14 protein-coding genes and 1 pseudogene are annotated in these 13,372 nt (G+C 60.4%); 3 read left to right on the forward strand and 12 right to left on the reverse strand.

The window, feature by feature from the left end:
- Position 1 precedes the first annotated feature (1 nt).
- Positions 2 to 289 carry a hypothetical protein gene (locus ACVWZ7_RS02920; RefSeq protein ID WP_456506937.1) on the reverse strand — a complete coding sequence of 96 codons (288 nt, stop codon included), beginning with the start codon at positions 287 to 289 and terminating at the stop codon, positions 2 to 4.
- Positions 290 to 821: 532 nt separating this feature from the next.
- Here ACVWZ7_RS02920 and ACVWZ7_RS02925 point away from each other — a divergent pair.
- Positions 822 to 1,547, forward strand: a complete 726-nt coding sequence (locus tag ACVWZ7_RS02925) for a hypothetical protein (protein ID WP_456506938.1) — start codon at positions 822 to 824, stop codon at positions 1,545 to 1,547.
- 270 nt (positions 1,548 to 1,817) lie between these two features.
- Here the strand turns inward: ACVWZ7_RS02925 and ACVWZ7_RS02930 are convergent, their stop codons facing one another.
- The 3 genes from ACVWZ7_RS02930 to ACVWZ7_RS02940 form a co-directional block, all read right to left on the reverse strand.
- A complete protein-coding gene (locus ACVWZ7_RS02930) occupies positions 1,818 to 2,807 on the reverse strand; it encodes a C40 family peptidase (protein ID WP_456506939.1) in 990 nt (329 codons plus the stop codon).
- Positions 2,808 to 2,938: 131 nt separating this feature from the next.
- Positions 2,939 to 3,649 (reverse strand): hypothetical protein, encoded by a 711-nt coding sequence (locus tag ACVWZ7_RS02935; protein WP_456506940.1) that lies wholly within the window; start codon positions 3,647 to 3,649, stop codon positions 2,939 to 2,941.
- Positions 3,650 to 3,678: 29 nt separating this feature from the next.
- Complete coding sequence (locus ACVWZ7_RS02940) at positions 3,679 to 4,578, reverse strand: hypothetical protein (RefSeq protein ID WP_456506941.1); 900 nt, start codon at positions 4,576 to 4,578, stop codon at positions 3,679 to 3,681.
- 187 nt (positions 4,579 to 4,765) lie between these two features.
- On the opposite strand from ACVWZ7_RS02940, the gene ACVWZ7_RS02945 reads away from it, so the two are divergent.
- A complete protein-coding gene (locus tag ACVWZ7_RS02945) occupies positions 4,766 to 5,089 on the forward strand; it encodes an ArsR/SmtB family transcription factor (RefSeq protein ID WP_456506942.1) in 324 nt (107 codons plus the stop codon).
- A 34-nt stretch (positions 5,090 to 5,123) separates the two neighbouring features.
- On the opposite strand, the gene ACVWZ7_RS02950 is transcribed toward ACVWZ7_RS02945, so the two are convergent.
- On the reverse strand, positions 5,124 to 5,633 hold the full coding sequence (locus tag ACVWZ7_RS02950) for a hypothetical protein (RefSeq protein ID WP_456506943.1): 510 nt from the start codon (positions 5,631 to 5,633) through the stop codon (positions 5,124 to 5,126).
- 200 nt (positions 5,634 to 5,833) lie between these two features.
- Between ACVWZ7_RS02950 and ACVWZ7_RS02955 the strand changes: the two genes are divergently transcribed.
- Entirely contained in the window at positions 5,834 to 6,082 is a 249-nt protein-coding gene (locus ACVWZ7_RS02955) for a winged helix-turn-helix domain-containing protein (RefSeq protein WP_456509057.1), read from the forward strand.
- Here ACVWZ7_RS02955 and ACVWZ7_RS02960 read toward each other — a convergent pair.
- The 7 genes and pseudogenes from ACVWZ7_RS02960 to ACVWZ7_RS02990 form a co-directional block, all read right to left on the reverse strand.
- Positions 6,048 to 6,941 (reverse strand): alpha/beta hydrolase family protein, encoded by an 894-nt coding sequence (locus tag ACVWZ7_RS02960; protein ID WP_456506944.1) that lies wholly within the window; start codon positions 6,939 to 6,941, stop codon positions 6,048 to 6,050. The two genes, ACVWZ7_RS02955 and ACVWZ7_RS02960, sit on opposite strands and share 35 nt — an antisense overlap.
- Before the next feature lie 268 nt (positions 6,942 to 7,209).
- Positions 7,210 to 7,653 carry a hypothetical protein gene (locus tag ACVWZ7_RS02965; protein WP_456506945.1) on the reverse strand — a complete coding sequence of 148 codons (444 nt, stop codon included), beginning with the start codon at positions 7,651 to 7,653 and terminating at the stop codon, positions 7,210 to 7,212.
- A complete protein-coding gene (locus ACVWZ7_RS02970; RefSeq protein WP_456506946.1) occupies positions 7,643 to 8,680 on the reverse strand; it encodes a hypothetical protein in 1,038 nt (345 codons plus the stop codon). Before ACVWZ7_RS02970 ends, ACVWZ7_RS02965 begins: the two co-directional genes overlap by 11 nt.
- The gene (locus ACVWZ7_RS02975; protein WP_456506947.1) at positions 8,677 to 9,165 is read right to left on the reverse strand and encodes a hypothetical protein; all 489 of its coding nucleotides are present in this window, start codon (positions 9,163 to 9,165) and stop codon (positions 8,677 to 8,679) included. Before ACVWZ7_RS02975 ends, ACVWZ7_RS02970 begins: the two co-directional genes overlap by 4 nt.
- A gap of 826 nt (positions 9,166 to 9,991) precedes the next feature.
- Positions 9,992 to 10,129, reverse strand: a complete 138-nt coding sequence (locus ACVWZ7_RS02980) for a hypothetical protein (RefSeq protein WP_456506948.1) — start codon at positions 10,127 to 10,129, stop codon at positions 9,992 to 9,994.
- A gap of 222 nt (positions 10,130 to 10,351) precedes the next feature.
- Positions 10,352 to 11,590 (reverse strand): integrase catalytic domain-containing protein, encoded by a 1,239-nt coding sequence (locus tag ACVWZ7_RS02985; RefSeq protein ID WP_456506949.1) that lies wholly within the window; start codon positions 11,588 to 11,590, stop codon positions 10,352 to 10,354.
- 1,144 nt (positions 11,591 to 12,734) lie between these two features.
- A pseudogene (locus ACVWZ7_RS02990) lies at positions 12,735 to 13,142 on the reverse strand (GatB/YqeY domain-containing protein); the annotation flags it as partial.
- Positions 13,143 to 13,372 lie beyond the last annotated feature (230 nt).

Below are 13,372 nucleotides of genomic sequence, written 5' to 3' on the forward strand. Positions count from 1 at the left end.
GCTAGAACCCAAGAGGAAACGCGGTCTGCGACCAGAGGATGTAGCCGTTGATGCCGCCGAGGATGGCAGCCACTGGCCCTGTCCAGAGGAGGATTACTCCGCCGCCGGATGCCAGGCGTGACGACTGACTAAGTTTGCCGGCCAACAGCATCGCGGCACCAATGATGGCCACGATTGCAATGATGATGAAGGCACCGACGAGGATGCCGCCGCCGATCTGTTTGAGCGATTCCAGGAAGGGAAAGCTCGCGTTCGGGGTGATCCCCGGGTCCACCGCTGCATAAAACATGGATGCTCCGTCCGTCTTGTTCCATGGAGTGAGCAGATGAGCTCACAGGTTCATGGAACTTGCGGGACGGAGCGACATGATTTGTGCTGTGACCAACATTGTTTCGTCGAAACTGATGCGAGTTTCGGTCCCTCAGCTATCTGGTCCTTATGGGTGTCAGACAAGAAGTTCAAACCTGCAGGGCAACATCGCGGCGTTGCAATCGACCTTTCGGGCGTCGCGTGTGCCTAGTCAGCGAGACGCCATCTGCCGTCCTAGAGAGGAAAGATTCGATGGTGCCTCTTCGCTGCTGCGATTAGCCCACACGAAGTCGGTGACTGCCCCATGTCCGCTTGGATGCCTGCAGGAGACAACAAAGCCTACGTACGACGAAGTCGCGCGGGGAGCTGCGTGGGCAGCACACATTCCTGGCAGGCCAAACATCGTTGAAGCACATTGCGGGTTGGCACGGTCTGTCGCTGCGGCGCAACCCTTGCGGCGAGCAGTTCCCATCGAGTCAAAGGCGTACACCTGTTGCCAATACACTCGAAGGATGGTTCCGCTGGATAGCAGTTCACCCGACGACTTTTCTGGAGTCGAATTCGCGACGATCGTTTGCGCTCCCCAGATATACGACGGTCGCAAAATTGAGGATCAAGTCGCCAAAGTTGTCACGGACTTCTTCGACGTTCGGGGGCTGAAGACTCGCCGCTGCGCCGTCGGCGGTTTAGGTGCGGCCGCAGGCGGCCCCTGGATGGACATCTACCTGTGGGTCCAGGAAAATTTGGAGCTCATGGAAACAATCGCGTCTGCGGTCATCGGCTTCGCCATCGGGGTTACCACCAAGTGGAAGACTTTCAGGAAACGACTCGACGACAAGGTCCTTGACCGGCACATGCCTTCGATTGTTCTTGAAGTCGGCGCCCGCACCAATGGCATGGACCCGGGTTCAGCGGGGGGAAACTCGCGATCCTTGAACAGTCTCTTAAGGCTGGTGCCCGCCCTTGACGAAGTCCTACGCAGTCAACTGCCAGACCAGAAGTTTTCCATTCGCGTTGTTAGTCTTTCAACGAACGATCCGTCGCGACTCGCGGTGTTCAAGGTCGAACGCATAACGAACGCAGATATTGCTCGGATTATGCGCTACTTCCAAAAAATAGAGCACGATCCCGGTAGTTATGCCGTCTCGCTACATCGACAACTCGGTTTTATTACGCGCCTGCGGCGCAATTATGGTGTGCCGGTATACGGGAGCCTCATCAAGGGGTCTAAGCCCTAATAGGCCAGACACAGCAGGTCTTCCGTTCCATCATCTGGTGCATAATCCGTGTGATCCCAGCGCGGGATTAACGAGGGTAAACCTCACTTGCCTCCCAGCGCCTTCCTCAGCGCGGCCGGGGCTGGCACGTCGAGCGATAGCTTGGAGCCATTTACGCGGCAAGAGCCTTGCAGGGATTCCAACCCATCCAAGATAGGCGCGAGCGTCCGGGCTTGCGCCTCCGAAAGATACACCGTGCGGACTCCCCACGGACCGTTGACGCGGACGTCTCTAACGCTGCAACAGGTCGAAATAGGCCGTCCCAGGATTCCAACTAACGGGGTGCAGCAGAGTCCCCACGCTAGGATTCAACGCGCTCCACATCATGCCGTCGCCGGCGTAGATGCCGACGTGGCCCCAGTCGTTGGGCCCCTGTGGATTTTGAACCACCAGGTCTCCTGGTTGCGGGTCTCCGGTCCGTACACCGACGCGCCACTGCTCAACTCTGGGCAGTTCGATCCCGGCCTGCCGGTAGATCCACTGCACGTAGCCGGAGCAGTCCCACGCCTTGAAGGCAGTGCCACCCCACACATACCGTCCGCCCAAGCCTTCATGAGTGAACCTCAGGATTTCCTGGCGGAGCTGGCTCAAACTGCCGAACGACCCTACAAGCCGCGGCCCTTCCGAAGAAGTCGAACAGGCCGCTGGAGCCGTGTCAGTCTCCAGCGCAGCAACGATTGCTGTCGCCGCCGGTTCCCAACGCGCATACAGCTCAGGGAAGGCAGAAATCTGGACTGCCTGTGCAGCTAGCCCCTTGTCCATAGCCTGCCAACCAGGAATATCCAGCAGCCCCCGTGGACTCCCCCGGTTTGGTCCCTGCGGTCCGCCATAGAACGCTCGGGCATTGAAGGAAGCGTCCATCAGTTGATCAACTGTCCCCCAACCTGCCGCGGGACGCTGTTGGGCTGAACCGATCGAGTCGTGATCCCTCCCGACTCCGTCATTGGGAAAGTTCAGGGAAGCCGGCACACTGGGATTCGCAAGCATGCGCAGGCTGGACTCCTGAAGCGCCATCATGATGGCAATGATTTGCCCGGAGGGCGGAACTCCCAGTTCCTTGCCGACCGCGATGTACGCCCGTGCAACACTTTCCTGCCGACCGTTCAGCTCGTAGAGCAACTGCCCGGCGCTGCGGATTGCCAGGCCGACGCCACTCCCGTTAGGCGTCGTGTTCGCCTCAGTGCTGGTTGGCGCACAAGCAACTGCGGATGTGCCGGTCATGCCCGTAACCGCAGCCAATCCTCCTACAAATGCCATAAGGCCGGCGAGCAACATGGCGGTGGCCGCACTGGCTATAACCCTCCACAGTGCCCGTCGTCGTATGACACCAGCCAAGGCGGCCAGGGCAGCCACTAGTAGACGACCCGCTCGGCAGTCGCGTAAAAGGCAACCATTGCGCAGCGCTCAGACGGGGCGGTTGTCGCAGGCGGGCAGTTGACCATAACCGTAACCGGCGCCGCATATGCATTCCTGCCGTTCTTCGACTCGTCCACGACCTGCACGGTCACGGTGCACACATGAAGTCCATCCCACGGTGCTGGGTACTCCTGGACTTTTGCCAACTCAAGATCACAGCGTAGGGATTGAACGGTGCCACTTCGGCGGGCAGCCTGATCTGCGAGCGCCGCGAAGGCACCCGGTGTCACGCCAGTCCCCTCAAATTCTCGAACTAGCACGGACAAGGGATTGGACCCATCCGGAAGCAACTCCCACCAAGACCGCACCCGGGCGTACACATCCGAGTACGACGACGAGCGGCTGTCCCAGGTGTAGATTCCCTTCGCGGCCGCTTCAGCGAGCACCCGGTAACTCAGGGTGCGCGGCAAACCTTCATCAATTGCCGCCGCTGACTTCTCCTCAAGAGGAACTGCGGAGGGCTCGGCCCCGAGAGATGAAGTGCCTGAAGGCTTCGCCGAGACCGGGGCGCTGGCGGCCGTCGCAGGCACCTCGTCCCGGCCGGGGCTGTCCGCAGGCCAAAGTAGGAAGACTGCACTGATCATCAGCAGGGCCAGGACCCCTGCAACAAGCCAGTGCCGACGGCCAGCACTACCGAACAGATTCATCGCCCAGCTCCCATACCGACACCCATCACCTAAAGAGCCGGTCGGTTAGCTTCGTGCTGGATCACGCGCCAAGCTGCTCGGTACAACTGACGGGCAAAGCCAATATTCACCGCGATGTACCGCTCGGTGACGCCGAGTTCAGCGGCCAGAGCTGCCATCTGTACAGATCGATCCGGTCCTCGCAGGCCCGGACGGACTATGGCCTCCGCGATTCTTCGGAGGACGATCGTAGGAAGGCAGTTGGCAGCGCACCGGCAGAGACCATCGACGTCTAACCCGGGCTCGGGATGGCAGCTCAACGCGGTGTTGAGTGTCTTTGCGGTCTGCCGGACCACAGTTACGGCGTGCCATCGACGTCGGTCTTGGGGAGACGGTGGTCCGTAATGCCGTGGCCCCACCAGGCTGGACACGGCAAGCTTCCAGGTTTGCTCACTCACGCTTTGTTGGACCAGACCCAGCATGGCTTGAGCCCAGGCCTGATCAATGCACTTCTCAGCGCTGTCCCAACCCGCTCCCGCGCCTATGACAGCGAGCACCTCCGCTGAGCTTTCCGCCGTCGTGAAGTCCACAAGCAATGGCATCGTTCGATGGCTAAGCTCGCGCCGGATATGGGCGGCGCAGATCTTATTGCAGACCCCTTGAACCCAGGCTTCAAATGGGATCCCAGGCAGCTCACGGTAGCGACCCTTTGCAACACCGTCCCAAACGGCCACGCGGATGTCCTGCATGACGTCATCAACGTCGCAGGATCGCCCGATGCGTGTCAGGCGGGAAACGACGTAGCGGTGCACGCCATCGACCGCAACCATGATCTGGTCGATCGGGATGAAGGACTCTCCTGGCGCAGGTCCGCTTCGCAACGAGACATCGACCTCAACGGTGGTCTCTGATTTCGTACTGGATTGATACGCCTTGGCTTCGATTTCCATGGCTTCACCGCTTTGACTGTTCAGATCGAGTACGTGGCAGAGTCGCGAGAGGCGCCACTCCAGGGGTGGATGCGAAGATCCAATCAACGATCAGCAGAAGCTATGGGAATTATTGTCGAAGATAATTAAAGTATCGTCAAGAGTGCTGTTCTTACTTTTTTTAATGTGTTGAGGAAGAATGAGCCGTATGCCGAGAATTACGCAGCCGTACGACGCCGCCTGGTCGGCCGACGTCGAAGCTGCCGTCGCCACTTTCGGCAACAGGTCCCGGAACGAAATTCTCCGATTCCTCACGTCCAATGGACCTGCAACCCGTGGCGACATCGTCGAGGCTGTCAGCGCGAGTGATCCCAGTGTGGCCAAGCACTTGACCGCGCTGGAGGACGCCGGCGTGGTGATTGTCGACGTCGAACCCGGACGCCGGCACGGACGGTCCCCCCGGTATTCCGCCAACCTTGTCCGGATCAAGGAACTGCTCGACGCTCACCTCAAGTACTTACTGGAACAGTAGCTGTGCTCGTTTGTCAGGGACGTGCCAGAAACGTCTAGTCAGCGTGCTCCGGCGCCTCGCCCGGCTCGGACTGCGAACTGGTCGCTGCTTGCTCCCCTTCTGGGCGGCGGCTGATGTCCTTGTTCAAGTATTCTGTGATCGCTTGAAGCGTCTCTGGCGACACGTCCCCAAGGGTGCGTGCCGCAAACGTCTTCACTCTCGCAGCGCGAAGAGATTTCACGAACTCGAGTTGCGAATCGATTCGTTGTGGCAGATCGGCGCCGTCGCCCCCCAAGAGGTACGTTGGATCCACATTGAAGATTTCGCACAAGGCGCGCAGCAGTGCCGGGTCACTAACCAGTCTTCCCGTACCGTCCTTCATGTAGAACCAGCGGGCCCTGGAAAGCTTGATCCCCTTGTCCTGCAGCTTTGCTTGGACTTCACGGAACGTGACAGGTTGTCCTCGCTCAGCAACAACGACATCAAGCAGAAGGTTCAAACGGCGTGCCAGCTCGGCCTGGGGAGACAAACCTTTATCCATAAGACCTTCGTCATCGCCGGACACCCATCCACCTCCCATTTGATCTAGCAATCGGCAATCCGCCACTACTTATTGCCAGTATTCCGTTGGCCAACACCTCTCGCAATAATTGCGGCTAAAGCTTCCATGGACTTAGGCATCGGCGTATCGTTGGGGTGTAGACCCGTCTACAGCGGGTCAAGTCTCCTCATCACTTGATTGTGGTCTCCATGGCAAACATCCTGATGAACCGGACGCGAAGCCGCCTCATTCGCTACTTGATCGCCCATGGCCCGGCATCCTGCAGCGAGGTAGCGGCCGCCCTCGACATTTCCCCGTCCTCCGTCCGAAGACACATCACCCTGTTGTGCGAGTCAGGCATCATCATTCCCGGAGCAGGAACATACAGCGCGCAGCCTGACGAGATCAAAAGGGAGCTTGATGACCTTGCGGCTAGTTTCAGTCAGCGGGCAGCGACTTCAGGAAACGCGTGACGGACGCCTCCCACTTCTCGGTGTCACCGTTCCACTCGAGCGAATGCCCCGGAACTTCGAAGCGAACCAACTGAACGAGGTCGGGTCGCAGCTCCGCCAACCGCTCCGAGACCGCTACGGGCGTCGACTTGTCTTCGATTCCATGCAGTATCAGTGTCGGTGTCTTGAGGTCGTCGCTGCGGGCCACCCAATCCAGCGTGGAGAGGTCAATGGGTTCCTCGAGGCCGGCGACCCAACGGCCTGCCTTCGCGCCCAACATCCTCAGCCCCACCCTGGTCACCGGCTCCGGCAGTCCACTGGAGCTCCCGTTGTACGTCAACGTCGTAGCCCAGTCCAGGACGGGAGCCACCAGTACCAGGCCGCTGATCCGTGCTGCATGGGCTGAGAGGTCCGCTGCACGCAGAGCCATGGAACCGCCCAGGGACCATCCGAATAAGACGATCCGCTCAGCGCCGTGGTCGACCGCGAACCGGATGGCCGCTTCGAGGTCAAGCCATTCTTTTTGGCCGAGCGAGTAGCGGGAATCGTTGGACGGCGGCGCCTCGCCGTCGTTTCGGAAGGACACGACCAGCGAGGTCAGACCGAGTTCGCTGGCAATGGGAACACCGCGCAGTGCGCCGGCTCGTTTCCCTCCCATTCCGTGAACATGGATGGCCCATATTGAGGATGCGGGGCCGCCGGCCGTCGGTTCGAATTTCCATGCGGGAGCCATCCCGCCGTCGACCTGGATCGCCACCTCTTCAAAAGGCAGGCCCAGTTGATCGGGCCTGGAGTACGCGTAGCCACTCCAGATGCCAGCCATGGCAGCCTGTAAGTCGCCTGAGTCGACGCGCTCAACGACCCGCGTCACGGTGCCCACACTCGTGTCCTCAGCCACTACGGACCCAATACAGGCATGGCCCTTACCCTGAGCGAACCACAAGCTATATCGGCCCGGTGCCCTCGTCAGCGGTGTGCCGGGAAGATCAATTAGCATCGACCCCTCGTCTCCTAGAAAGACTTTCCAGACGGCGAGATCCTCCCGACGCGATGTGCTCGGCACGACCACCCGACGAGCGAAGTAGGCGGCAGCGAGCAGAGGTGCGGCGGCAGTGCATACCGCCGCAAGGGTCAGCGCCCCCACGAGTCTAGGAGTGTTCATCATCCCTCCTGACATGTTTATCAATGACCTCCTGGAGCCGGGCCAGCGTTTCAGGAGACAACCCCTGTAGTTGCCGGGCCGCAAAGTTCTTGACGCGAGCTTCACGCATTGTCTTGAGCAGGTCGAGCTGGGCCTCCACCAGGTCGGGTATCTCTGCGGATGCATCAAGGAGGTACCGGCGATCCACGCCGAAGAATGCCGCGAGGTTTTGCAGCAGCTCCTGGTCCATGGCCAGGGAACTATCGCCGCTTCGCATATAGGCCCATCGAGAACGCGACAAAGGCGTGCCACGTTTGGCCATGTTTTCACTGATTTCCTTGTAGGACAGCGGCCCCGCCCCTTGAGATTCATACAGATCGAGCAAGAGGTTGATCTTGCGGGCAAGCCTAGCCTGCGGCGACTCCGAGGGTTCACCGGCGTTATCTGTCATTCAGACCGTGCCTCCTCCCCCGTCGCGCCAAGCCTACTCGACCATCTTGCACGCGATGGACGGATGCGAGGTGGTCCTCTGTTCGAGTCAATGTTTGGACATCAGCTTCATCCAGCAACTTAGCAGCGGCAGGATCCATCAAGAGTGCGTCCTGAATTTCAACGAGCATTCTATGAAGTCTCCGGGTAGCAGCATCGCCGCCATCGATGACTTCAGCGGGCGGCGCCAAGCGTGCGTCCTTCCGGGCAGCTGTCGCTTTTTCCCACGTGAAAGTGAGGTCGTCCAGTAAGCCAGCTCGAGTCCTCAGCTGTCTTCGTCGAACGATTCGACGGGCGACTGGCGGCAGGGCCAGCCCGGCACAGAGGAATACCATCGCGCCGATAAAACTAGTGTCGTAGACGGCTGCCAAGTTCTCCATCGTCGACAAGTCTCCGAGAAGATGGGCGACGTCCATGCCCAGGACTGCAAACACAACCACGAGAGCGAGGGAGCACCCGATGCCAATGAGGGTGAAGGCGACGCGGAAGTAGGAACTGGCCATCCGCCGTCGGAATCTGAAACACACATATCCGGTCACACTGACCACCACGCCAATGTAGAAAAACTGGATGGCAGAATACAGGGCGGCAGCAGGCTGGTCCCCGTAATCCAGCATGAATCTCGTCGATGAGATGGGTGCTTCGATCAGCAGGAAGGCAAGAGCCAGTCCCACGGAGACAAGGCCCAGGATCAAGAGCCCAAGGCGATTCCTTTGTACAGGTGCATCGCTGAGTTCGGCCGCCCTGAGGATTGCTTGGGAAAGGAAGTAGATTCCCACCACCATCAAGATGTTCGCGCAAAGATCCAGGAGATTGCGACCACCGATGGCCGCATCACCCACCATGTAAATCACGTCGACATTCAAGGAAAGCGCGGTTGCGATCGCCACGGCAGCGACGAGAATGCTGTGGTCCTTTCGGGTGCGCGCACCAGGCAGGAGGCACAGTACGAGGCCCCAGATGACAGAAGCTGCGACGGTCTGGATCACCCGAAAACCTGTTCAAATGATCTTGGTTCCATGGTGCTCTCGCGGATTGCGTCGGCCAGTAGATCTGCGAGAGTCTCTGCGGCGACTTCCAAGTCGTCCACGAAGCTGCTTCTGGCCAAGGCTCGTGCGACTATCTCCCCGTCGAGATTTGGGAACAGGCTGCCAGCATAGGCTGAGGAGATACCCAGCTCATCGTGGCGCAGGATCATATGGCCGAGCTCGTGAAGGACGAACTGTTGCTTGTGCAACACAGAATCTGTGACGGCGTGAAGGATTATCTCCCGGGTGTCCGTCGATAACCACAGACCGCACACAGACGTACCGTTGAGGATAGTCGTGGCTTCGATCTCGATACGTCGACGGCGTCGGGCCGCCACTATCGCAATGAGCCCAGCCAAGGTCAGATGGCTGGGTAGGTGCAGCGCCTGAAAAGCCTCCGCCGCTATGCGCGGCGGCCCCGATCCTTCAATTGTTTGCTGGTCCATACCGCCCCCTCCTTGCAGCGAACAGCAAGCGTGACTGCCAACGGTGCCGTCAACGCGGCGCCTCGGGCGCCGCAACGTCAATTGAACGCTTCTCCTCTGGACATGTCCAGAGGAGAATTGGGAGTAGTCCGAGGACTAGGCAAACGTACAGATCCTCCGCCTTCGAGGCATGGTCTTTCCCTATCGAACAGCAGTCCGGGCTTTTGCGGTCGGCGGGTGAGCCTTGGGCCCGCTTCCGCACACATGACGTGCATGGAGCCCTTTACCCTAATCATCGCCACCGCGGCGATCACACCCCTGCTGACCAGTCACTTCACCGGCCGGAAGCAGGTTACACACACTCCGCTATGGCCCCCTCGCCCCGGTCTGGCGTGAAGGGTATCTGACCAGGCGTGGCGGACGAGCGGACAGCAGCCGCCTGGGCCACCGAATACGGCCCAAACCGGAACAACCCGTACCCGGGCGAAGAGACGCAGGCCCAGCATGTCTGGCCCGTTGAAGCCCCGCGACTACCTCCTGGCCCAGAACATCAAGGCCAGGCAGACGTTCGTCCACGGAGACGGCGGCAGGCATTGGACCGCGACCACCGACGCGGATACCTCGAACTTCCGCCCCCACCAACCAACCCAATTTCCGATCCAACGAGATCCACGGCAACCAAAAAACCCCGCCAACCGGAGTTGGCGGGGCTTCCTGCCTAGCTAGACCTCGTCACGTTTCCATGTGCCGCTGTCGCGGTAGTACGTCACGGTGAACGGGTGAGGATACTCAGGCGATCCCCAAGAGAATGCCTGTTCATCTTCCTCGTGTGCGGACTGCGCGCCCCTCACTTCTTGCCCTTACCCTTCTGGGAGAGAGCGCTGGCGGCGGCAGTCTTGGCCGCTGCGCTTGAGCGGGGATTGCGCAACACATTGCTTGCGGCGGTTGCAGCCTTGCTGCTGGTCTGGCGGCTGTTATTAGCCAAGGTCATGTCCTTACGTAGTTCCAAAAAGAATGTGTGGCACCGGCGTTTGAGTCGAGCACTTCAGAGCGCCGGCTCCGGACGGCTTGGCGATTAGCGCCGAGTCGGGCGGATACGGATGGTCCGCTTAATGCGGATCCGTACTACACGTGTAGCCAAGGGCTACTCCTTTCCGGGATCACCGGGCACAAGACACGGAACGCTGTCAAGACCTGTTGCCTCACGTCAATAGGTCCGGGAGGGTTGATTCGTTGCCTCACGTGAAAAGGTCCGGTTCAGGGGCGGGTTGAACGAGGTGTTGACTTTGTAGTTGCGGGGTGCGGCTTTGGCTTGGGCGAGGGTTTCGAGTTCACCTGTCAGTCCCAGGATCTGCCGGGACAACACCGCGGGTTTTAGGCGTTTGAACTGGGCGTTCATGGTGATGACGGGGCGTTTGCGGGTGTCCGGGTGGCGGGCGGCGCGCTGGTGCGGGGTGAGCGCGGCATCATGTTTCTTGATGACTTTCGCGCCGTGGCGTTCCTTGGACACCAGCTTCTGCTGCGGGAGCAGATAGTTCGTGAACAGCCCGTCAAGCTCCCAGATCTCGTTGAGCTTCTCCAGTTCCGCGGCGGTGTCATAGCGGTAGTAGCCGACCAGCTCCCGGACCCTGGCCCAGTTCTTTTGTTCCACGTGGGCGCCATCGTTCTTGTTCCCCGGACGGGACCGGGTAAAGGTGATCCGGTGCTCCTGGCAGTAGGCGAAGAGGTAGTCGTTGATGAATTCGGTGCCGTTGTCCGAGTCGATCCCCACGATCGGGAACGGGAACCGTGCCAGCGCGTACTTCAGGGCCGCGAACACCCATTTCTGCGCCTTGTTCGGCACGGACCGGTTCACGGTCCATCCCGTGGCGATATCCGTGACCGTCAGCGTGAAGCAGAACTGCCCGGAGGCCACCCCGCCCTCGTGCCCCACCAGGTCGATCTCCACGAACCCGGGCACCGCATCGTCCCAGTCCGCCCAGGTCCGGACCGGGATCTGGGACTTCAGCAGCGATCCGGGCTTGGTGTGGGAACGGCCCCGCAGCACCAGCTTCTTCCGTTCCGGGGCCAGCCGGCGGTCAATCGTTGCCGCGCTCATCCGCATCAGCAGCTCCGCCTCCTCATCCGAGAGCATCAGTTCCCCGTCCCGGCGCAGCAACGGCACCAGCACCGGCAGCATCGGGGCCAGACGTTTGCCGGCCGGAGCGCGCAGCACCGCCCAGCACACCACCAGAGCCTCGACGACCCGCGGACCATACACCGGCGGCCTCGGCTCCCGGGCCCGCACCGGCCGCAGCTGAAGCGCCTGCCGCAGGGCCCGGCGCGCATAGTCCCGGTTCCAGCCCGTGAGCTCCACCAGCTCATCGAGGATCCGGACCTTCTCCGGCCGGCCGGCCCGGGCATACGCCCTGGCCTTGATCACCGTGACAGCCTTCCGCTGGCTCATCGTCAGTCCCATCCCTCAAGGATGTCCACGGCCCCGTCGTTCCCGGACCTTTTCAGATGAGGCAACGTACCCGGCTCCACGGACCTTTTCCATGAGTCAACGCGCAAGATTGACAGTTTGTTCTAACCGCTCGTAGTCTGTTCTGACGTTCCTTGATTCGAACGAAAACGACAAAACACATATCTTGGGCCGTTGCGCAACCGATCTGGTCGCGAGGCGTCGATCCCTATTTATTTGTGAATGAAGCGCATGACCGGTTGCACCCGATCGTGCGCTTCGTCGTAGGCCACCCATCGGAAGCGGCCCAACTCTTCACAGTCTACTTGCCCGGTCCGACACTGTCCGACCGGCGGCACGCTGAAACTGTATGTCGATACTACATGTAGTGCAAGAGCCTCACGCGGACCCCAAGATGATGTATTACAAGTATGTCATTTAACCCACCGGTAATCCACAGGAAAGGGCCCGCCAAATGCCCGGATTACAGGCGTTCTGGCGGACGAAATCCACACCCTGTGGATTACTTAGCCACATTAATCAGCCCCACGTGTCGATGCTTTCGTCGGAGTGCCGCGTTCCTCCGGAGACACGAAAAACCCCTCCAAACGTTCCGCAGTTTGAAGGGTTTCATATGGAGCCGGGATACTTCCTGCCCGGACTACTGCGTACGGGCCATGATCTTCACTTCCTGCCGGTGGTCCCTGTCCGGGTCACGCGGACTCTTGCCGGTGGCCGGAAGCACGATGCCCCTCTCAATGGTCTTGGTCAACGCTTCCCCTGAACTTTGCCGTAGCTGCTTCGGATGATTCGGCTTCACCTGGGCTCCGGCTACCTCTGGTGCTGGACCGTGAGGTGGACCATTTCAGGCTCCGGCTCAAACTCCTTGGCATCCCCCTCTTGAAGTGCCGACCGCCAAACGGCTCATCCGTCAGGTCATCAGGGATGAATGTGACGAGGAGATCGCCCTTGGGGCATCCGCAGTCTTCGTGCGTGAACTCAAGAAACACGGATCGCTGCCACGGGATCTTGCTGTGGTAGCTGTTCGCCGGGTGGTTTTTGCAGACCATCCAATACTTGGCCCCGAAAACCATGCCGAAGTCGACGTTCTCGATCGGGACTGGGGTCTTGAGGATTATCCGGAATCCTACGAAGCCAGGCGGCCGCGGACGATCTCGCTGACAGTCTTGCCGTCGAATCCCCCGGCCACCTTGGCGGTGACAGGCTTCATCACGACGCCGATGGACCGCATGGAGAGCTCGTGGCCGTCGGCCTTCAGCGCCTCGATGGCCTCGTCGACGATCGTTTCGACCTCGTCACAGGTCAGCGCCTTGGGCAGGTACGCCTCGATGACCTCCGCCTCTGCGACCGCGGCGCGGTCGGTTCCGCCTACTTCGGTGTAGATGCGGGCGGTGTCGCAGCGCTTGGAAGCTTCCTTCTCCAGCAGTGAGGTCACCTGGGCGTCATCGAGCCCGACCGGCGTGTTGCCGGCCTTCTCGCGGGTGCTGATCTCGCCCAGGACGTTCCGGACTGTCGTCAGTGTCGTTTTGTTGCCGACCTAAACTCGTCGCGAGAGTAGCCGGTCTTCGGCGCACGGCCCTTCACGGGGATACCCTCCAGTTGGACGAGGGCGTCGGTGGCAGAGGCCGAGTCAACCGAAACGGGAGCACCTACTGTGGCGCTTGATTCCGACTCCATCACCTCAAGGGTGTTGGCCTCGGCGTCACAGCCAGCGAGGGAACTTGCCACCAGAAAGGCGGCAATGGCAGCGAACGCCTTGGCGGG

The sequence above is a fragment of the Arthrobacter sp. TE12232 genome (assembly GCF_054062615.1).

Coding starts and splice junctions, on each gene's coding strand:
- ACVWZ7_RS02920 (WP_456506937.1), bottom strand. CDS start 289: ATGTTTTATGCAGCGGTGGACCCGGGGATCACCCCGAACGCGAGCTTT.
- ACVWZ7_RS02925 (WP_456506938.1), top strand. CDS start 822: ATGGTTCCGCTGGATAGCAGTTCACCCGACGACTTTTCTGGAGTCGAA.
- ACVWZ7_RS02930 (WP_456506939.1), bottom strand. CDS start 2,807: ATGACCGGCACATCCGCAGTTGCTTGTGCGCCAACCAGCACTGAGGCG.
- ACVWZ7_RS02935 (WP_456506940.1), bottom strand. CDS start 3,649: ATGAATCTGTTCGGTAGTGCTGGCCGTCGGCACTGGCTTGTTGCAGGG.
- ACVWZ7_RS02940 (WP_456506941.1), bottom strand. CDS start 4,578: ATGGAAATCGAAGCCAAGGCGTATCAATCCAGTACGAAATCAGAGACC.
- ACVWZ7_RS02945 (WP_456506942.1), top strand. CDS start 4,766: ATGCCGAGAATTACGCAGCCGTACGACGCCGCCTGGTCGGCCGACGTC.
- ACVWZ7_RS02955 (WP_456509057.1), top strand. CDS start 5,834: ATGAACCGGACGCGAAGCCGCCTCATTCGCTACTTGATCGCCCATGGC.
- ACVWZ7_RS02965 (WP_456506945.1), bottom strand. CDS start 7,653: ATGACAGATAACGCCGGTGAACCCTCGGAGTCGCCGCAGGCTAGGCTT.
- ACVWZ7_RS02975 (WP_456506947.1), bottom strand. CDS start 9,165: ATGGACCAGCAAACAATTGAAGGATCGGGGCCGCCGCGCATAGCGGCG.
- ACVWZ7_RS02985 (WP_456506949.1), bottom strand. CDS start 11,590: ATGAGCCAGCGGAAGGCTGTCACGGTGATCAAGGCCAGGGCGTATGCC.